This window comes from Methylobacterium sp. E-046 (assembly GCF_022829625.1).
Taxonomy (GTDB): Bacteria; Pseudomonadota; Alphaproteobacteria; order Rhizobiales; family Beijerinckiaceae; genus Methylobacterium; species Methylobacterium longum.
This window is the reverse complement of sequence record NZ_JAKSYP010000060.1, coordinates 30907-50239: the sequence shown is the minus strand read 5'-3', so window position 1 is coordinate 50239 and position 19333 is coordinate 30907. Positions and strand designations below refer to the sequence as shown.

Here is a 19333-nt window from a genome sequence, read left to right as displayed (position 1 = left end):
AGGCGTAGCCGGCGTTGATACCGAAGTAGGCGCCGGTCCAGGTGAACACCGGGACGGGGGTGAACACCGGCGGCGGGGCGGCCCGGCGCGGCAGGTCGGCGGCCGAGGCGGCAGCGGTCAGGGCCGTGAAGGCGGCGAGTGAAGTCAGCAGCTTGGTCATCGGGGTCCGTCCAACGTTTCGATCTGACGATAAAGCTACCGATCCCTGACGAAATTGGCTGTAGTTTTACGGACACACCAAGCCATATTGACCGGATCGACATAGTAAACCGTCGATTAACGTGCGTTCGACGACCGCAATACAGCGAGATTTACGTGGCCGGGCGCCACAACATCTCAGCGGCGCATTGGTTGCAAGCCGCCGCAGCGCTGCCCGCCCGGTGTTGCGGGCGCGCCACAGGTGGGACCGGCCGGCCCGTCGCAGCGCGTGGCGCGCACCCGGCACGCCGGCGGACCCCGACCGCTCCCGAGGTATCCGGGATCCAGAGGCCCAGGAACGACGGCCGATCCCCCGTGTTGCCGTCGACAGCCGCCAGGGCCGACACGGCCCGATCACGGCTCCATGAGGAGAGACCCTTTGCTCAAGATCGCATCGCTGACGACCGGCCTGCTTGCCGCCGGACTGTTCCTGACGCCCCTGCCTGCCTCGGCCGCGCAGATCGGCGTGGGAGCGATCCCTGAGGCCACGACGACCGTCGAGACGGTGCAGTACGGCTATGGTGGCTACGGCCGTCCCCACTACGGACGCCGCTTCTACGGCGGTCGGGGCCTCGGCTACGGCAGACATTTCCACGGCGGCCCCCGCTTCGGCCGCGGCTACGGCTATGGTCGCGGCTACGGCCGAGGCTACGGCTATGGGCGTCGCGGGTTCTAGTGAACCGCGAGCCACGCTGAGCTGGCGAGGCTGAGCCGCACCACGCTGAGCCGCACCATGGGAGGCCCGTTTCCATCGCCGGGAAGCGGGCCTCCCGCGTTTCGAGGCCCATCGCCGGCTGTTCCGCGGACGCTGCCGTGGCGCGCGGTCAGAACAGGGCCACCATCGCCACGCCCGCGACCATCAGCACGGCGCCGAGGATGCGCCACAGGCTCGCCGGATGCACCGCGAAGCCGACCCAGCCGTAATGGTCGAGCACGATCGAGAAGGCGACGCCCACCGTCACGATGATGCCCAGGAACGACGCCGCGCCGATCGCCGGCGAGGCGTAGAGCTGGGCGAGGATCAGCAGGACGCTGAAGAACCCGCCGAACCACGCCCACCAGGGCACCGTCGTCAGTTGTTGGCCCGTCGGAATCTCGAGCTTGCCGAGGGCGAGGCCGCCGACCAGCAACGCGGCCGTGCTCACGAGCAGCGTGATCAGCCCCGCCGTGACGGGCAGGCCGAGCGACTTGGACAGCGTCGCGTTCTGGCCGGGCTGGATCGCGTTGGCGATGCCGGCGAGGATGGTGAGACCGTAGAGGAACAGCATGCTTGGCTAGCACCGGGACGTGCGGCCAAGGTCCGCGACGGTGCTGTACATCTTTGACGCGCCCCCGGTGATCGGGCCCGGGGATCCTCGCCCTCCGGCACGGCCGCACGGCAAGCTTCGCCCTGCGCGACATCCCCGCGATGCGGGGCGCGGTCGTGAGACACGCGCTCCCCGGGGCGGCGATCCGCAGCGCCGGATCGCCCGATGCGGGGCCGATGGGCCGCGTCTCGGGCCAGCGCATGACGGCGCGGGGCCACCCTGCCATCCCGCCCGGCCGTCGATCTCCGGCGAGGGGCGGGCAGGGGGCGGGCAAGAGGCGGGAGCCTGCCATGCGGCAACCCGCGCCGGGGTGACGCGGCGGATCAGCCCCGCCCTTCGGACACCGTCGGCGGCCGGGGTCGTCGACCGGCGCGGCCGTCGCTCCCCGGGCCGCGCCGGACCGTCAGCGACCGCTGATAGCGTCCCCGTGCAGGGCGCGACGCGACGCCTCGAGGCCTCCCTCGCGGTGCCACAGCCACGCTGTTGCAGCCACCCACGGACCACCGATCAGGATGAAGGCGAGCAAGCCCATGGTTCACCCCCTTTGCGCACAGCCACCACGGCCGCGGTGGCAATTCGAAGCCAGATTACGCCCAGACCGACCGCCGTGGAACCGTTCTTCGCATCGGCCCCGTCTGCCGATCGCCCGCGCGCTCCCTGCCGCCGTATCCAGGGCGATCGCCCAGGCCGATCGCGCATAGGCCGGTCGCGCCCCGAAACCGTGGGGGCGGTCCCTCACCAAGCGGTCGGCTTCGGGTTGCGCTCGTCGAAGCCCTTCTGGTGCCAGTAGGGATAGATCGGGGTCTCCTGGCTCGCGGCGTCGAGGCGGCCGACCTGCTCGGCCGTCAGGGTCCAGCCCAGCGCCCCGAGGTTCTGCTCGAGCTGCGCCTCCGTGCGCGCGCCGACCACGATGTTGCACACGGTCGGCCGGGTCAGGAGCCAGTTGAGCGCCACCTGCGCCACCGTCTTGCCGGTCTCGGCCGCCACGGCGTCGAGCGCATCCACCACGCCGAACAGGTACGCGTCCGAGACCGGCGGCCCGCCCTCGGCGCCGCCGGCGGCGATGCGGCCGCTCTGATTGGGCTGGCCGCGGCGGATCTTGCCGGTGAGACGGCCCCATCCCAGCGGGCTCCACACCATCAGACCGACGCCCTGGTCGATCCCGAGCGGCATCAGCTCCCATTCGTAATGCCGGCCGATCAGGGAATAGTAGCCCTGGTAGGCCACGTACCGGGCGAGCCCGTAGCGCTCCGAGGTGGCCAGGGCCTTCATGAGCTGCCAGCCCGAGAAGTTCGAGGCGCCGATATAGCCGATCTTGCCCGAGCGGGTGAGATCGTCGAGGGCGCGCAGCGTCTCGTCCACGGGGGTGAGCGCGTCGAAGCCGTGCATGAAGTAGACGTCGATATGGTCGGTCCCGAGCCGCTTCAGGCTGGCCTCGCAGGCGCGGACGAGGTGGTGGCGCGACGAGCCGACCTGGTTCGGATCGGCGTCGAAGCGGAACGTCGCCTTGGTGGAGATCAGGGCCCGCTCGCGCCTGCCCTTGAGGGCCTGTCCCAGGATCTCCTCCGAGGCGCCGGCCGAGTAGATGTCGGCCGTGTCGAAGAAATTGACGCCGGAGGCGAGGCAGAGATCGACCATCCGGGTGGCCTCGGCGACGTCCGTCTGCCCCCAGCGCTCGAAGAACGGGTTCGTCCCGCCGAAGGTGCCGGTGCCGAAGCTGAGCACCGGCACGGTCAGGCCGGAGCGTCCGAACTGCCTGTATTCCATCATGTCCTCCGTGCGACCGCGCCTCCGCGGGCGCGCCTCCCGGTCCAACGCGGCCGGCCGCTTCGGTTCTCCCCCGCGCACGGCAGGTCTGCCGTGCACGGGGGAGGGGCGGGGCGTCGTGTCGGCCGTGAGGCCCGTTGATCGGCGCATGGCCGATCCGCCCGGCCGGGCGTGGCGACGGCGTCCGAGCCCCCGCGCCGCAAGCCTGTCCCGCGCGGCGACGTTCAGGGAGCGATCAGGGAGCGCGCGGGGGCAACTCGTCCGATGCGGCCAGGAAGGCCCGGACGGTGTCGCGCAGGAAGGCGGCGTCGGCCGGATTGCCCGAGGGATTGCCGGCGCGATGACCCCAGATGCTCGGGATCGGCAGCAGCCGGGCATCGCGCAGGTGGGGCAGCTCGGCCGCGTTGTCGGCGACGCGGAAGTAGAGGTCGGTCTCCCCCGGCATCAGCAGCAGCCGGGCCGTGATCGCCCCCAGCGCCCGCGCGAGGTCTCCGCCGAAGCGCGGGTCGCGGCTGATGTCGCCCGCATCCCAGGTGCAGAGCTGCGCGTAGAGGTCGGCGGCGGGCCGGAGGGCGAAGCGCTCCTCCCAGTCGGTGCGCAGGAAGGTGTCGAGGTCCGGCGCGCCGAGCGCGGTGCGGTGCAGGTCCGCCCGGTAGAAGTCCTGGCTGAGCGCCCAGCCCGCGTAGATCCGCCCGAAAGCCCGCAGGGCGGCCGCGGGCTCGGCCGCGAAGCGGCCCGCGCCGCGGTGCTCGGGGGCCGCCTCCAGCACCGCCATCAGGCCCTTCAGGAAGACGCGGTTGTGCGTGGCCGTGCGGGCGCTCCCGCAATTGATCACCGCCCGCGCGACCTGTTCGGGGAACAGGGCGGCCCAGTGATAGGCCTGCTGCGCGCCCATGGACCAGCCGTAGACCGCCTGGAGCCGCTCGATCCCCCAGGTCTCGACGAGCAGGCGGCGCTGGGCGCGGACGTTGTCCCAGGCGGTGACGAGCCCGGGCCAGCCCGGCGTGTTCGACGGGCTCGACGACAGGCCGTTGCCGAACATGTCGGGGATCACGATGAACCAGCGGCCCGGATCCAGCACGGCGTCGGGCCCGATCAGCCATTCGAGGTCCGGGTGCCGGGCCGCGTAGCTCGTCGGGTAGAGCACGACGTTGTCGCGCGCAGGGGAGAGGGTGCCGTGCGTCTTCCACCGCAGGCGCGCGCCGGGCAGCACCGCCCCCGACTGCAGGGGCAGGTCGCCGAGTTCGAAAGTGCCGGTCGCCGTCGGCCAGCCGGTCACGGGCGGAGCGTCCGGTCGAAGCCGGCGGGCCAGCGGGCTGGGCCGCGCAGGCGGGTGTTCAGGCGGGCGTTCAGGCTGCCGCGCCGCGCGCGCTTCGCCCCGCGGGGGTCCGGCGGGCGGCGGAACGGGACCGACGGGGGGAGGTAGCGGACGGGCATGGCCCCATGAGCGGCCGCATCGGGCCGTCGGTCAAGGTCGTGCGGGTCTCGTCTCACGAATCGTCGGAAGCGCCTCGAAAAACGCATGGTCTTTGCATCATCCCTGGCGGTGCCACGGGAGTTCGTCGCTTGGTCCGGACCGTCTGCCCGCACGATTGCCCCTCCGCCTGCAGCCTCGACGTGCAGGTGGCGGACGGCCGCGTCGTCTCGGTCCGGGGCGGTGACAATCCCTACACGGCGGGGGTGATCTGCGCGAAGGTCAGCCGCTACGGCGAGCGCGTCCACCATCCCGACCGGATCCTCCACCCGCTGGAGCGCGTCGGCGCGAAGGGCGGCGGGCAGTGGCGGCGGATCACCTGGGACGCGGCGCTGGACCGGGTGGCTGCGGCCTTCACGGAGGCCGCGGAGCGCTGGGGACCGGAGGCGGTCTGGCCGTACAATTCGGGCGGCACCATGGGCCTCGTCCAGCGCGACGGCATCCACCGCCTGACGCACGTGATGGGCTACTCGCGGCGCAAGCGCACCATCTGCACGGCGATCGCCATCGCGGGCTGGAGCGCCGGAACCGGCCGGATCGCCGGGCCCGATCCCCGCGAGATGGCGCAGTCCGACCTGATCGTGGTCTGGGGCGGCAACCCGGTGAGCACCCAGGTCAACGCGATGGGCCACATCAGCCGCGCCCGCAAGATGCGGGGCGCCAAGCTGGTGGTGATCGACCCCTACCGCACCGGCACCGCGGCGGCCGCGGACCTTCACCTCGCGCCCCGGCCCGGCACCGACGGGGCGCTGGCCTGCGCGATCCTCCACGTCCTGTTCCGCGACGGCTACGCGGACCGGGCCTACCTCGCCGCCCATGCCGAGGACACGGCGGCCCTGGAGGCCCATCTCGCGTCGCGCACCCCCGAATGGGCGGCGGCGATCACCGGGCTCGAACCCGCGGCGATCGAGGCCTTCGCGGCCCTCTACGGCGCGACGCCGCGCAGCTACATCCGCTGCGGCTTCGGCTTCACCCGGACCCGCAACGGCGCCGTGAACCTCCACGCGGTGACCTGCCTGCCGACCGTCACCGGCGCCTGGCAGCACGCGGGCGGCGGCGCCCTCTGGCAGCAGGCCGCGATCTTCAACTGGGACAAGACCCTGACGGAGGGCCTCGACGTCAAGGCGCCCGGCGTGCGCGAGCTCGACATGAGCCGGATCGGCGCCGTGCTGGACGACGATCCCGACGCCCTGCAGGGCGGCCCGCCGGTGCGCGCCATGCTGATCCAGTCGGCCAATCCGGCCGTCTCGGCCCCCGACAGCGTCCGGGTGCGCGCGGGGCTGGCGCGGCCGGACGTGTTCGTGGCCGTGCACGAGCAGTTCATGACCGAGACCGCCGCGCTCGCCGACCTCGTGCTGCCGGCCACGACGTTCCTGGAGCACGACGACATCTACGGGGCCGGCGGCCACAGCCACATCCAGGCGGGACCGAAGCTCCTGGAGCCGCCGGGGGAATGCCGCTCGAACCACGCGCTGCTCGGTGCGCTCGCCGACCGCCTCGGCGCGGATCATGCCGGTTTCCGCCTGAACGCCCGGGACCTCGCCGACGCCACCCTCGCCCGGTCCGGCTGGGGCGGCCTCGACGGGCTGGAGGCGGCGGGCTGGATCGACGCGCAGCCGGATTTCGCCGAGAGCCATTTCCTGACGGGGTTCGGCCATCCGGGCGGACGCTTCCGCTTCGCCCCCGACTGGGCTTCGCTGGGGCCCCGCTCGGCCGGCATGCCGGCCCTGCCCGACCACTGGCCCGTGGCCGAGCCCGGCGACGCGGAGCACCCGTTCCGTCTCATCGCACCGCCGGCCCGGCAGTTTCTCAACACCACCTTCACCAACGTCCCGGAATCCATCCGCCGCGAGGGGCGGCCGACCTGCCTGATCCATCCGGAGGACGGGGCCCGCCTGGGGATCGCCACGGGCTGCGCCGTCGAGATCGGAAATGTGCGCGGCCGGGTGCGGCTGCACGCCCGCCTCGCTGAGGGCCAGCAGCCCGGCGTCGTGGTGGTCGAGAGCCTGTGGCCGAGCGCGGCCTTCGCCAGCGGCGGCGGGATCAACACGCTGATCGGCGCGCAACCGGCGGCGCCCAACGACGGCGCCACCTTCCACGACACCGCGGTCTGGGTGCGCGCCGCCTAGGGCCGCACCCGATCGCGTGGCCATCGGGCACGGCGCCGGGTCTAGTTGCGACGCGCGCGCCGAGGGCCGCGATGACCGGATCGACGGGCATCGGCACCGCGCGATCTGCACCGAGGCGTTCGACACCGTAGCCAAGTGCGGGCTTCCCGTGCTTCAGGCGGGTCCGGTCGCCGGATCGCGGAGGGCGGCGTCCCGGGGCCGCGGCCGCCGGATCGCGCGCGCCGTCACGGATCGGCCGGTCCGGCCGGTGACGGGCGGCCTGCCGATCCGGGAATGGGCCGATCCGGGAATGGGCCGCTCGGGGGATGAGAATGACCACGGCCTCGTACGACGCGGCGCTGGCCTCGACCGGCGTCGGTGCGTTCCAGAAGCGCCTGTTCGCGGTGTTCGGCCTCGTCTGGGCGGCGGACGCGATGCAGGTGCTCGCCATCGGCTTCACCGCCCCCTCGATCGCCGCCCGCTTCGGCATCCCCGTGCAGCAGGCGCTGCAGGCGGGAACCGCCCTCTTCCTCGGCATGCTGGCCGGCGCCTTCCTGTTCGGCCGCCTCGCCGACCGTTTCGGGCGCCGGCCCGTCCTGATCGCGACCGTGCTGATCGACGCCGCCTTCGGCCTCGCCTCGGCCTTCGCGCCGAATTTCGGTTGGCTCGTGGCCCTGCGGTTCCTGACCGGCCTCGGGGTCGGCGGCACGCTGCCGGTGGACTACGCGATGATGGCCGAGTTCCTGCCCGCCGACCGGCGGGGCCGGTGGCTGGTGGCCCTGGAAGGCTTCTGGGCGGTCGGCACCGTGGCGCTCGCGCTCGCCTCGCTCGCCGCGCAGGGGGCGCGCCCGGAGGAGGCGTGGCGGCTCGTCTTCGCGGTCACCGCCGCGCCGGCGCTGATCGGACTCGGGCTGCGCTTCCTGATCCCCGAGTCGCCCCTCTTCCTCCTGCGGCGCGGCCGCATCGCGGAAGCCAACGCCGTGCTCGCGACGGTCGCGCGGACGAACGGGCGCCCTGGCCGCGCGACCGCGCTGGCGAAGGCCGCCGGAGCACCCGCGCCGCCGGAGGCCGCCGGGTCGATCTTCCGTCCGGACCTCCGGCGGCGCTCGGCGCTGATCCTGGCCGTCTGGCTGCTCGTCTCGGCCTCGTACTACGGCGTCTTCGTCTGGCTGCCGGTGCGGCTGGCGGGACAAGGGTTCGGTTTCCTGCGCGGCGAGGCCTTCCTCGTCCTGGTCGCGCTCGCGCAGGTGCCGGGCTATGCGCTCGCCGCCTACGGGGTGGAGCGCTGGGGACGACGCCCGACCCTCATCGCCTTCCTGCTTCTCAGTGCGAGCGGCTGCTTCGCCTACGGCCTCGGGGCGTCGGTCGGCCTCCTCGCGGCGGCGACGCTTCTGATGAGCTTCGCGCTGCTCGGCACATGGGGCGCCCTCTACGCCTTCACGCCGGAACTCTATCCCACCCAACTCCGCGCGACCGGCATGGGCAGCGCCGGCGCGGCGGCACGATTGGGGGGATTGCTCGCACCGACCGTCCTGGCCCCGGTGGTCGCGACCGGCTTCGGCCTCGCGCTCGGTGTCTTCGCCGCGCTGCTCGCCCTCGCCGCCGCGCTCACGCTGCTGATCGAGGTCGAGACCAGACGGATGCCCCTCGGGTGACGCCCGTGCTTCGAGCTGACCGGGTGGCGCTCGCGTCGTGCGGGCGCCACCCTCGCGGTTCCGATCGGACGCCGCCTGGAGAATCGTGTTGCGCCACACCCTGACCGCCGAGGCCGCGGACCGCTTCGCCGCCGTCACGCTCGGGCATGTCACCCGGGAATATCCGAACAAGCCGGACCACGTGCTGGCGGGACCGGAGGAGGCCCGCACGCCGTCCGCGCTGCACCCGATCTTCCACGGCAGCTACGATTGGCACTCCTGCGTGCACGGCTACTGGCTCCTGGCGCGCGTGCTCCGGCGCTTTCCGGAGGGCGCCCAGGCGGTGGCGATCCGCGCCCTGTTCGATCGTCAGCTGACGCCCGCGAAGGTCGCCGGCGAATGCGCCTACCTCGCCGCGCCGGGCGCGCGGGGGTTCGAGCGCCCCTACGGCTGGGCGTGGCTTCTCAAGCTCGCCGACGCGCTCGCGCATCTGCCGGAGACGCGATGGTCCGGCGCGCTCGAGCCCCTCGCGGGCCTGTTCGCCCAGCGCTTCCGGGACTTCCTCCCCGTCGCGCGCTATCCGGTGCGGGTCGGCACCCACTTCAACACCGCCTTCGGCCTGCGGATGGCCTTCGACTATGCCGAGGGCACGGGCGACGCGGCTCTGGCCCGGCTCCTCATCGACGCGGCGGACGCTTGGTACGACGCGGATGTCGATTGCCCGGCCTGGGGCGAGCCGAGCGGCGACGACTTCCACTCGCCCGCCCTGATCGAGGCGGAGTGCATGCGCCGCCTCCTCCCGCCGGCGCGCTTCCGGCCCTGGTTCGATCGCTTCCTGCCGCGCCTCGCCGATCGCCAGCCCGCGACCCTGTTCGCGCCGGCCGTCGTGACGGACCGCAGCGACGGCAAGATCGCCCATCTCGACGGTCTGAACCTGAGCCGGGCGTGGTGCCTGCGGGCCCTGGCCGGGGGCCTGCCGCCGGACGATCCCCGCCGACCGACGATGCTGGACGCGGCCGAACGCCATCTGGATGCGAGCCTCCCGCACCTGGCGGTGCACTACATGGGGGCGCATTGGCTGGCCAGTTTCGCGGTGCTCGCCCTGGAGGCGTAGTCCCCGGACGTCCCGAGCGGCTGCCGCGCGCGCCCGGTCGGCGCCCGCGCCGATCGAGGGATGCGGAGACCGTCCCCGAGGGCCCTTCCCGTTCCCGGCGGGGCCTTTCCCGCTCCCGGCGGAGGGCGACACCGCCGACGCCTCTGCCGACGCCCCTTCGGCACGAGCCGGCGCGTCCACGACCCTGGCACCGGTTGCATGTCCGGCGGACTTGGAACAAAATATGAACGCGCGGCCGCGTGCAGCGGGCGCCTTCGCGGGCAGCGACATGTCACCTCCGTGCTCCGGCCGCACGCTGTTCTTCTTCGAGAAACCCTCGGCGATGCGGCAGCTGCAGCGCTTCTTCCGTTCGCCGAACACCGTCTGCGTCGCCGCCGAGGGTCACCTGCTGGCGGCGGCGGAGCCGGGCAGCATCCGGCCCGAGTGGAAGCCGTGGCGCTTCGACGCCCTGCCGATCGTGCTCGCCACGATTCCTGTCAGCTCCGGCACGAACCGGTCCGGCCAGTCGCACGAGCCGAAGATCGCCGCCATCCGGCAGGCCCTGCACGGCGTCGAGCGCGTGATCATCGCCACCGATCCCGGCCGCGAGGGTTCGATGATCGCCTGGGAGGTTCTGGAACACCTCGGCTGGCAGGGCCGGGTCGACCGGCTCAAGCTCGGCGCGCTCGACGATGTCTCGATCCGCCGCGCCTTCGCGGCCCTGGCCAAGGAGCCGGCGTCAGGCGAGCGCGACTACGCCGCCTACCTCGAAGCGCTCTGCAGGCAGTACGAGGATTACCACCTCGGCCTGAACGGCACGCGGGCCATCTCGCTGCGCCTGCGTCCGCCCGCCTTCCGGGAGCCGTGGCGCTTCGGCGGCGTGCAGACGCCCACCTTGGCCATCCTGGCCGATCTGGAAGACCGCATCCGCGCCTTCGTGCCCCAGGACTTCTTCAAGGCCGCCCTGCATCTCGGCACCCGGTCCGGTGCGGCGCTGACCCTGTGGCATGCGCCCAAGGAGCGGATCGTCGACGCGGCCGTGGCCGAGACGATCCGGGCCGCCGCAGCGGCGTGGTCGGGTCCCCTGGCGGTCGAGCACAAGGATGTGCGGCGGGCGCCGCCCCGTCTGTTCTCGAAGGACACCCTGGCCCGGCGCTGCGCCAAGCGGTTCGGCTGGGACCCGCAGCACACGGCCGGCCTCGCCCAGGACCTCTACGATCAGGGCTTCCTCAGCTACCCGCGCACCGAGTCCGAGGTCCTGCCGGAGGGGCAGGCTGCCGACGCCGCGACGGTGATCGACGCGGTGGCTTCCGTGCTGAGCGACATGCGCAGCGTGGTTTCGCGGGACGCCGTGCCTCTGATCCGCCGGGGTGTGCGGGGGCATTACGTCAAGGATCCGGGCGAGCACCACGCGATCGTGCCCCTGCGCAAGGTCCCCGAGCGCGGCCGCCTCTCGGCCGATCAGTTCCGGCTGTGGGAGCTCGTCGCGAAAGCCTACCTCGCCGCCCACCTCCCCGACGGGATCGATGCCCGCACGAGCGTCGCGGCCGAGGTCGGGACGCCGCTCGGCCCGAAACGGTTTGCCACGTCCGGCAGCGTCGTACGCGCGCCGGGCTGGCGCGCGGTCTATGGCAGCGAGGCCGAGCCGGAGGCGGACCTCGTGCCCGGCAAGGCCCGGCGCGAGGCGGAGGCCCCGTCCGCTCGCCTGCCGAACGTGAACGACGGCGAAGACGCCTCGGCCGCGCGCGCCGACATCGTCACCGCGATGACCGAGCCGCCACGGCGGATCACCCGAGGCGAGCTGCCGGTGGTGATGGGACGGCTGATCGACCAAGTGGATGATCCGGCGGTGAAGCGAGCCCTGGAGAACCCCGTCAACCCGAACGAACCCAAGGGTCTCGGCACGGCCGCGACCCGCGACACGATCCTGCCCAAGCTCCTGAAGAGCCGCTACATCGCGCTGGCGAACGGCAAGGATCCCGCCATCGAGGTCACCGAGGTCGGGCTGGCCTTCATCACGGCGGTGCGACGGGTGTTCCCGGCCTACGGCGATCCGGTCGGGCGCGCGATGTTCGAGGCGGAATTGGCCGAGATCGGCCGGGCGGCCACGCGTGCTGAGGCCGTCCAGCGCGCCGACGCCTTCCGGCAGCGCACGCGCGCCCGCCTCGACGAGCTGATTGCCGCGATCTCGCGCTCACCGGCGATCGACCTCGATCCGAGCCTGATCCCGCCCGGTCAGGCCGACGATCGGCCGCCGACGCCGGCCATGAGGGCGTTCGCGGTGAGCCTGGCGGCCCGAAAGGGCGTGACCCTGCCGCGAGGCTGCAAGAGCAGCATCAGCGTCTGCCGGGCCTTTCTCGACGCCCATGCCGGACCGCGCGCGCAGCCGGAGGACAGCGCCGGCCAACCCGGCCAACCGCGCGTCCCCAGCGCGGCGATGCTCGGCTATGCGCGCAGCCTCGCCGCGGCGCGCGGCATCAACTGTCCGCCGGAGACCGAGACCGACTTCGACGCGTGCCGGCGCTTCCTCGATGCCCATGCCGCCGCGCCGCAGCGCGGGTCGGGGGCGCCGCGGTCGAGCGGGGTCAAGGGTCAGGAGCCCACGGAGCGGGGGAAGCGGCGGGGCAGGGCGGCGCGGGCGCCGAAGGAGGCAGCCGCACGCCGTCGCGCCTGAGATCCGCGGCGGCCGCGCGGGATCGCCGCGGGTTCGGGTGCCGCGCGACCGGGCCACCGGCGCCCGGCCGGCATGCCGGACCGCTGGCCGGACAGCCGCGGCGGGTTGCCGCGGCCCGCTGCGCCCGTGAGCCCCCGGCCGGTCGCCGGCCCGCAGGTCGGCGATCACCGTTCCGGCGGGGCCGACGGGGCTCGAAGGGAGACCGGCGTCCGGACACGATCGCACCGTGGTTCAGGCGGATAGGATCGCCCAGCCGTGGGGGCCGAGGCTCACCCGCGCGGCGCCGTCGTCGCCGGGGACGAGGTCACCGTCGCCCACCTCGACGCGACGGGCCCCCGGCACCGGCAGCAGGGCGGGCCCGTCGTCGAGGTTCAGTGCGATGAGCAGGGGCTGATGCGCCTCGGTCTGATGCGTCCCGGTCAGCTGCCGCCCCGACAGCGCGAGCACGAGCTGCGCGTTGGCCAGATGGATCTGCCGCGCACGGGGCCGATGCAGCCAGGGATGGCGCCGGCGCAGGGCGATGAGGCTCTGGTGCAGGCGGTAGATCGGCCAGCCGTAGGGGGCGAGTTCGGTCGGCGTCGCCGCGAAGGACGGGCGGATCGCATCATCCCCGCCCACCCGTTCCTCCTTCACGCCCCGGAACGCCTGCTCGTCGCCGGCGTAGATCGAGGGCGTCCCGCCGCAGGTGAACAGGATCGCGAGTGCGTGGGGCAGGTGCCGCTCGTCGGAGAGCCGGCTGGCGATGCGCGTCACGTCGTGATTGCCCACGAAGGTCAGCGGCACGAAGGTGTCCAGGTAGCCGTCGTGGCGCTCCAGCGCGTGGGCCAGTTCGAACAGGTTGCGATCGTTGAGGGCGCTCCAGACCGCCTTCCAGAGTTCATACTGGGTGACGGCATCCATGCCGGTATCGCGCACGATGCCGGCATAGTCGCCGTGAATCACCTCGCCGACGATGTAGGCGTCCGGGTGGTCGGCGCGGATCCGGGACAGCACCTGCGCCCAGAAGCGCCGGGGGACGGCGTAGGCTGCGTCCAGCCGCCAGCCGTCGGCGCCGCGGGCGAGCCAGTGATCCAGGATCGCGGCGACGTAATCCGCCACCTCCGGCGCGTCGTGATCGAGGGTGACGAGCTGGCGATGCCCCTCGAAGCAGGCATAGTCCGGCTCCGTCCCGGGTGCGGTGCCGCGCGGCCAGGACAGCTTGAACCAATGCGCCCGGTCCGCCTGCGGGCCGCGATGCAGAACCTCCTGGAAGGCGGGATGCCCGCGACCGACGTGGTTGAAGACTCCGTCGAGGAGGACGCGCAGGCCCCGCGCGTGCGCGGCCTCGATCAGGGCGTCGAAATCGGCATCGTCGCCGAGACGCGGGTCGATCCGGAAGGGATCGATCGTGTCGTAGCCGTGGGTCGAGGCCGCGAAGATCGGCCCGAGCGCCAAGCCCGAGGCGCCGAGTTCGACCGCGTAGTCGAGCCAGGCATGCAGCTGGGGCAGGCGATGCACGACGGGCGCGCCGGCAACGGCCTCGGGCTCAGCGCCGACGAAGCCGAGCGGAAAGATCTGCCACCAGACAGCGTGTTGGATCCAGGCTGGCACCAGACCTCCGTGCACCTCAAGCTGCGGATGAACTTCACTCCGCCCTCAAAGTTGCAGCGCCGGTCGCGTTCGCTCCGCCCGTCCGCCCCGGGGCGCGGGGTACGACCCTGCGTCGGACCGCCCCGGCCCTGACGCGCGTCGGGCACGGAGCCGATCCGCCCGCGACGGTCCGCCCCCGGCCGGCCGCGCGGCCCTATCGCGCCAGATGCCTGTCGAAGAAGCCCGCGATCTCCTCGAACACCGCCCGGGTCTCGGGCGCGGTGTCGTCCCGGATGTAATGGGCATGGGACTGGCGTTCGCCGACCTGAAGAAAGGCCTCCACGCCGGCCTCGCGCAGCTTGCGATGCACGCGCACCGTGTTCGAGAGCAGCAGGTCGCGCGTGCCGGTGGTCAGGATGGTGGGCGGGAAACCCCTGAAGTCGCCGTAGACGGGCGAGAGCATCGGATCCTTGAGGTCGTGACCGTCCGCGTAGACCTTGGCCCCGTCGTCGCAGAAGCCGTCGGGCGAGACCAGCACGTTGTCGAGCATCGCGTTCGTCACGAAGCTGTCGCCGACCTTGGTGGTGTCCGACATCGGCGTGCCCGGCGCGATGGCGGCGGGCAGGGGCAGTCCCTCCTGCTTGGCCCGCAGCACCATGGCGAGGGTCAGCGCGCCGCCGGCCGAGGTGCCGAAGATCGCCGTCTTCCTCGGATCCGTCGCCCGCGTGACGGCCTTCCAGACCGTCATGGCGTCGTCGTGGGCGGCCGGATAGACGGCCTCCGGCGGCATGCGGTAATCGACCGAGATCACCTTGAAGTGGCCGAACCCGGCCATGAACAGCGCCTCCGGCAGGCCGGCCTCGCCGGGGTTGAGCACGTAGCAGCCGCCGTGGACGTGGACGAGCACCCGGTCGCGGTTCTCCGGCGGGACGAATTCGGGGGTCACGATGAAGGCCCGCACCCCGTCGATCGTCGTGCGCGCGACCGTCACGTGCAGGCGCTCGATCATGCCGGGCACGAGCTTCCTGAGCGCCTCCGCGCCGGTCTCGGCGACGGGCTTCCAGGCCGCGCCGTCCTTCGGGTGGATGTCCCAGTTGGTCCGCAGCGGCAGGCCGATGATCTTGCCCATCTGCGGGCTGACGTCGGCGGGCACCGGCACGGACTTGGCCGGCACCTGCAGCGGGGCGGCCTGCTGCTGCGCCGCGGCGGGGCCGGCGGCGAGCGCCGCAGCCAGAACCGCGCCGATCGCGATCGTGGTCTTCCCGATCATCACCTGCCCCCTCGCTGTCTCAGCGGCCGCGCGGCGCGCCCGCATCCAGGAAATCCCGGACGGTCCGGTTCATGTAGTCCACGTCCGCGGCCTTGGTCGCCGTGGCCGTCGTGTGGCCCTGCACGGACGGCACGGCGACGACGCTCGCCTGCGGGATGTAGGCGCCGGCCTCGCGCGCCTCCTCGACCGGATTGTACAGGTCGAGGCTGCCGCCGGTGAGGATCAGGGTCCGGGCCTTGATCGCGGCGAGCGCCTTCCGGACATCGCCGCCGAACCCGGGGGTCTGGCCGATGTCGTGGCGGTCGTAGGCCCAGGTCTGGGCGATCCAGTCATTGGCGTCGAAGCCGGATTTCAGCACCGCCTCCTCCTGCGCGCGCATCCAGGGCAGGATGTCGAGGGGCTGCGGGGCGATCCCGCGCAACGCCTCGGGCGTCCGGGCGGCCAGCACCTGCAGGATGTCGGCGCGCAGCCGCCACCCCTGCTCGGGCTGCCGGTCGTAGGCGCCGTCCTTGAAGGCGGGGTCGAGCATCAGCGCCCTGCGGGTCGCCTCGTTGACGGCGATCGACCACGGCGCGGTGCGCGCCATGGGGGTGAGCGCCACCAGGGCGTCCATGAAGCCCGGATGGCTGACGCCCCATTGCAGCGCCTGCATGCCGCCCATCGAGGCGCCCGCCACCGCCACCAGATGGGTGATCCCGAGGCGGTCGAGGAGCCGCTTCTGGCTCTCCACCATGTCGCGGATGGTGAAGTGCGGGAAGGCCGTCCCGTGCTGGCTCGCGCTGGTGCTCGGGCTCGTAGACAGCCCGTTGCCGATCGCGTCGGTGGCGACGACGAAGTACCGATCCGTGTCGAGGGCCTTGCCGGGACCGATGAGGAAGTCGATCCGGTGATGGTTGCCGCCGATCGCCGTGGTCATCAGGATCGCGTTGGACTTGTCGGCGTTCAGCGTCCCGTGGGTGACGTAGGAGATCGAGAAGTCCCGGATCGTCTCGCCGCTCTCCAGCGGCAGGTCGCCCAGCCGCTCCAGCCGGTGCGGCGGGTCGTTCGGACCGTGCGCCGCGGACGGCGACAGTCCGGCAGCCAAGAGGCAAACGGCCAGGGACCATCCCAACCGTCCGGCCGTCGCGCGATGTGCCCGCATCCCCGTCTCCCGTATCCGGTGTCGCCGCGCGCTCAGGCGATCGGGCGCGGCACCGCCGCGCGCGCGCCCGATGCCGGGCCGTCCTCGGCCGGCGCGAGGACCGGCTCGAGGCTCTCCAGGCTCTGGCGGCGCGGCTCGACGCCGAAGACGGCGACCGCCACGATCTGCAGGGCCAGGAGGGCGATCATCAGGCCGGTCACGCCCGCGATGCCGTAGGCCTCGAACAGGCTCACGACCAGGAAGGGCGTCACGATGGTGGCGCCGCGGCCGACCGTGTTGCACAGGCCCGACGCCCTGAGCCGCACCTCGGTGGGGAAGAGTTCGGGGATGTAGATCCCGAACAGGAGCGCCACCAGCACGTAGATCGGCACGGTGAGCCCGAACCCGACCAGCGGCAGCAGCACCGGATCCTGCGTCATCGGGTACAGGATCCCGAACAGGATGGCGGCCGCCGAGGCGCCGATGATCGTCGGCTTGCGGCCCCAGCGGTCGGCGGTGAGCGCGCCGATGGCGCTGCCCACCGGCGCGCCGAGCCCCATCAGCAGGGCGTAGCCGAAGGAGGTCGCCACCGAGAGGCCCTGCCGGATGAAGAAGGTCGGCAGCCACGTCACGAAGCCGTAGAGCAGCGTGTTGATCACCACGAGGCAGAGGCAGCCGAGCAGCAGGCGCGACAGCAGCGGCGGCCGGAACAGGGCGAAGAGCCCGAGCTGCGGCACGGGCGCCGACACGGCGGCCGGCGGCAGGGGTGCGCCGCGGGCGGCCTCGGCCTCGATCGACCGCATCAGCGCCTCGGCCTCGGCGTGGCGGCCGACGGCCTCCAGCCAGCGCGGCGATTCCGGCAGGTTCTTGCGGGCGTACCAGACGGCCAGCGCCCCGAGGCCGCCCAGCGCGAACATCGCCCGCCAGCCGAAGACCGGGATGACGAGATAGCCGATCAGCGAGGCGGCCGGCAGGCCGGTGACCACGAAGACCGCCATCAGGCCCAGGAAGCGCCCGCGGGAACGCGCCGGCACGAACTCGGTCATGGTCGAGTAGCCGACCACGTTCTCGGCCCCGAGCCCGACGCCCATGATGAAGCGCAGGATGATCAGCACCGTCATGTTCGGCGCGAAGGCGGCGCCGATGGCGGCGAGGCCGAAGACCAGGAGGTTCGCCTGGTAGGTGAAGCGCCGGCCGTAGCGGTCGCCGAAGAAGCCCGTGAGGAACGAGCCGGCCATCATGCCCACGAAGGTCGCCGAGACGAACCACGCGTTCTGCGGCAGGGTCGAGAAGCCGCTCTTCAGGGTCGAGCCCAGCACGGTGGCGGCGATGTAGATGTCGAACCCGTCGAAGAACATGCCGATCCCGATCAGCCACATGATGCGGCGGTGGAACGGGCCGATCGGCAGGCGGTCGAGGCGGCCTCCAGCGTTGACCGCCGGGCTCACGGGTTCGGGCATGGGGCGTTTCCTTCCGGGCTTCGGGTTCGGCGCGGAAGGGGCCCGTCTGGCGCGGACCTCGCATCCCCCCGCGCGGTCGTGCGTCAGTTCAGGCGGCGCTGGCCGGCCGTGTCGCGGTACCAGTCGAAGGGCCCGTCGCCGGTGGCGACCATGATGCTCTTCACGTCGAAATGGTCGTTGAAGCTCTCGATGCCGCACTCGCGGCCCAGCCCGCTGTCGCCGACACCGCCCCACGGGGAGGCGGGGTCGAGGCGGTGGTGGTCGTTGATCCAGACGATGCCGGCCTTGACCGCGTGCGCGACCCGGTGGGCCCGGGCGACGTCCCGGGTGCGCACCGCCGCGGCGAGGCCGAAGGGCGAGTCGTTGGCGAGCCGGAGCGCCTCGGCCTCGTCCTCGAAGCGGGTGACGCTGGTGAACGGCCCGAACACCTCCTCCTGGAAGATGCGCATGTCGGCGGTGACGTCGGCGAAGACGGTGGGCTCGACGAAGTAGCCGCCCTCGAAGCCCGGCACCGTCGCGGCCTGGCCGCCCGCGACCGCGCGGGCGCCCTCGTCGCGGCCGTAGCCGGCATAGGCGAGAACACGGTCGCGCTGGCGCTCGGAGATGACCGGCCCGAGCTGGGTCGCGGTGTCGAAGGGGTCGCCGAGGCGGATGGAGGCCGTCTTGGCGGCCAGCCGCTCCACGAACTCGTCGTAGATGGAGGCCTGGACGAGGTGGCGGCTGCCGCACACGCAGGTCTGGCCGGCGCCGATGAAGGCGCCGAAGGCCGCGTAGTTCACCGCCCGCTCGACGTCGAAATCGTCGAACACCATCACGGGGGTCTTGCCGCCGAGCTCCATGGTCTGGTGGGCGAAGACCTTCGCGGCCGCCGAACCGGCGATCCGGCCGGCCTCGGTACCGCCGGTGAGCACGAGCTTGTTGATGTCGCGGTGCTCGGCGAGCGCCTTGCCGGTGGAGGCGCCCAGGCCCAGCACGATGTTGAATACGCCCGGCGGCAGCCCGGCCTCGGTGAAGATCTGCGCGAGCTTCAGGGTCGTCAGCGGCGTGTACTCGGAGGGCTTGACCACCGTGGTGCAGCCGGTGGCGAGCACCACCGCCAGCGACTTGCACAGGATCATCAGCGGGTGGTTGAACGGCGTGCAATTGGCCACGACGCCGATCGGCGTGCGGCGGGTGTAGTTGAGGTAGTTGCCCTCCACCGGGATCACGTCGTCGCGCCGCGCCAGCGCCACCCCCGCGAAGTAGCGGAAGAAGTCCGGCAGCCGCGAGAGCTGGGCCCGGGTCTCGTTGACCGGCCGACCGTTGTTGGTGGTCTCCAGCCGGTAGAGCGCGTCGAGGTTCGCCTCGAAGGCGTCGGCGAGCCGGTTGACCAGGCGGGCCCGGGCCCGGATGTCCATGCCGCCCCAGTCCTTGCCCTCGAAGGCGGCCCGGGCGGAGCGCATCGCCCGGTCGACGTCGGCCGGCCCCGAATTCGGGATGCGGGCGATGACCGCGCCGGTGGCGGGGTTGCGCACGTCGATCAGGGTGCCGTCCCCGGCCTCGACCTCGCGCCCGTCGATGAAGTTGCCCCGGGTCTCGATCGCCGGTGTCGGCTCGCGCATGTTCATGGCGTCTCTCCCGTATCGCGTCGCGCGGCCGGCCCGCGGGCCCCGCCGGCGC

At 72.6% G+C, this 19333-nt stretch carries 13 protein-coding genes; 5 read left to right on the top strand and 8 right to left on the bottom strand.

The annotated features are described in order from the left end of the window. Nucleotides 1-577 precede the first annotated feature (577 nt). Nucleotides 578-874: a hypothetical protein gene (locus tag MKK82_RS03860; protein WP_238291201.1), complete on the top strand. Its 297-nt coding sequence runs from the start codon at nt 578-580 to the stop codon at nt 872-874. Between the two features lie 148 nt (nt 875-1022). Here the strand turns inward: MKK82_RS03860 and MKK82_RS03855 are convergent, their stop codons facing one another. From MKK82_RS03855 to MKK82_RS03845, 3 genes are all read right to left on the bottom strand, one after another. Then, complete coding sequence (locus MKK82_RS03855; protein ID WP_238291202.1) at nt 1023-1466, bottom strand: DMT family transporter; 444 nt, start codon at nt 1464-1466, stop codon at nt 1023-1025. A gap of 774 nt (nt 1467-2240) precedes the next feature. Then, the gene (locus MKK82_RS03850; protein WP_238291245.1) at nt 2241-3272 is read right to left on the bottom strand and encodes an aldo/keto reductase; all 1032 of its coding nucleotides are present in this window, start codon (nt 3270-3272) and stop codon (nt 2241-2243) included. A 235-nt stretch (nt 3273-3507) separates the two neighbouring features. Then, entirely contained in the window at nt 3508-4551 is a 1044-nt protein-coding gene (locus MKK82_RS03845) for an alpha/beta fold hydrolase (protein ID WP_238291203.1), read from the bottom strand. Between the two features lie 287 nt (nt 4552-4838). Here MKK82_RS03845 and MKK82_RS03840 point away from each other — a divergent pair, with 287 nt between their 5' ends. From MKK82_RS03840 to MKK82_RS03825, 4 genes are all read left to right on the top strand, one after another. After that, nucleotides 4839-6875, top strand: a complete 2037-nt coding sequence (locus MKK82_RS03840) for a molybdopterin-dependent oxidoreductase (RefSeq protein WP_238291205.1) — start codon at nt 4839-4841, stop codon at nt 6873-6875. A gap of 311 nt (nt 6876-7186) precedes the next feature. Beyond that, the gene (locus MKK82_RS03835; RefSeq protein WP_238291206.1) at nt 7187-8509 is read left to right on the top strand and encodes an MFS transporter; all 1323 of its coding nucleotides are present in this window, start codon (nt 7187-7189) and stop codon (nt 8507-8509) included. Between the two features lie 88 nt (nt 8510-8597). Continuing rightward, nucleotides 8598-9602, top strand: a complete 1005-nt coding sequence (locus tag MKK82_RS03830) for a DUF2891 domain-containing protein (protein ID WP_238291207.1) — start codon at nt 8598-8600, stop codon at nt 9600-9602. Between the two features lie 223 nt (nt 9603-9825). Continuing rightward, a complete protein-coding gene (locus MKK82_RS03825) occupies nt 9826-12255 on the top strand; it encodes a type IA DNA topoisomerase (protein ID WP_243984692.1) in 2430 nt (809 codons plus the stop codon). A gap of 231 nt (nt 12256-12486) precedes the next feature. Here MKK82_RS03825 and MKK82_RS03820 read toward each other — a convergent pair whose 3' ends face one another. From MKK82_RS03820 to MKK82_RS03800, 5 genes are all read right to left on the bottom strand, one after another. Next, nucleotides 12487-13845: an alpha-amylase family glycosyl hydrolase gene (locus tag MKK82_RS03820; RefSeq protein WP_238291209.1), complete on the bottom strand. Its 1359-nt coding sequence runs from the start codon at nt 13843-13845 to the stop codon at nt 12487-12489. A 193-nt stretch (nt 13846-14038) separates the two neighbouring features. Next, nucleotides 14039-15094 carry an alpha/beta hydrolase gene (locus MKK82_RS03815; RefSeq protein WP_243984690.1) on the bottom strand — a complete coding sequence of 352 codons (1056 nt, stop codon included), beginning with the start codon at nt 15092-15094 and terminating at the stop codon, nt 14039-14041. A gap of 19 nt (nt 15095-15113) precedes the next feature. Beyond that, a complete protein-coding gene (locus tag MKK82_RS03810) occupies nt 15114-16235 on the bottom strand; it encodes an alpha/beta fold hydrolase (protein WP_238291211.1) in 1122 nt (373 codons plus the stop codon). Nucleotides 16236-16267: 32 nt separating this feature from the next. Beyond that, on the bottom strand, nt 16268-17674 hold the full coding sequence (locus tag MKK82_RS03805; RefSeq protein WP_238291212.1) for an MFS transporter: 1407 nt from the start codon (nt 17672-17674) through the stop codon (nt 16268-16270). A gap of 83 nt (nt 17675-17757) precedes the next feature. Beyond that, nucleotides 17758-19281 carry an aldehyde dehydrogenase gene (locus MKK82_RS03800; protein WP_373323375.1) on the bottom strand — a complete coding sequence of 508 codons (1524 nt, stop codon included), beginning with the start codon at nt 19279-19281 and terminating at the stop codon, nt 17758-17760. Between the last annotated feature and the right edge of the window lie 52 nt (nt 19282-19333).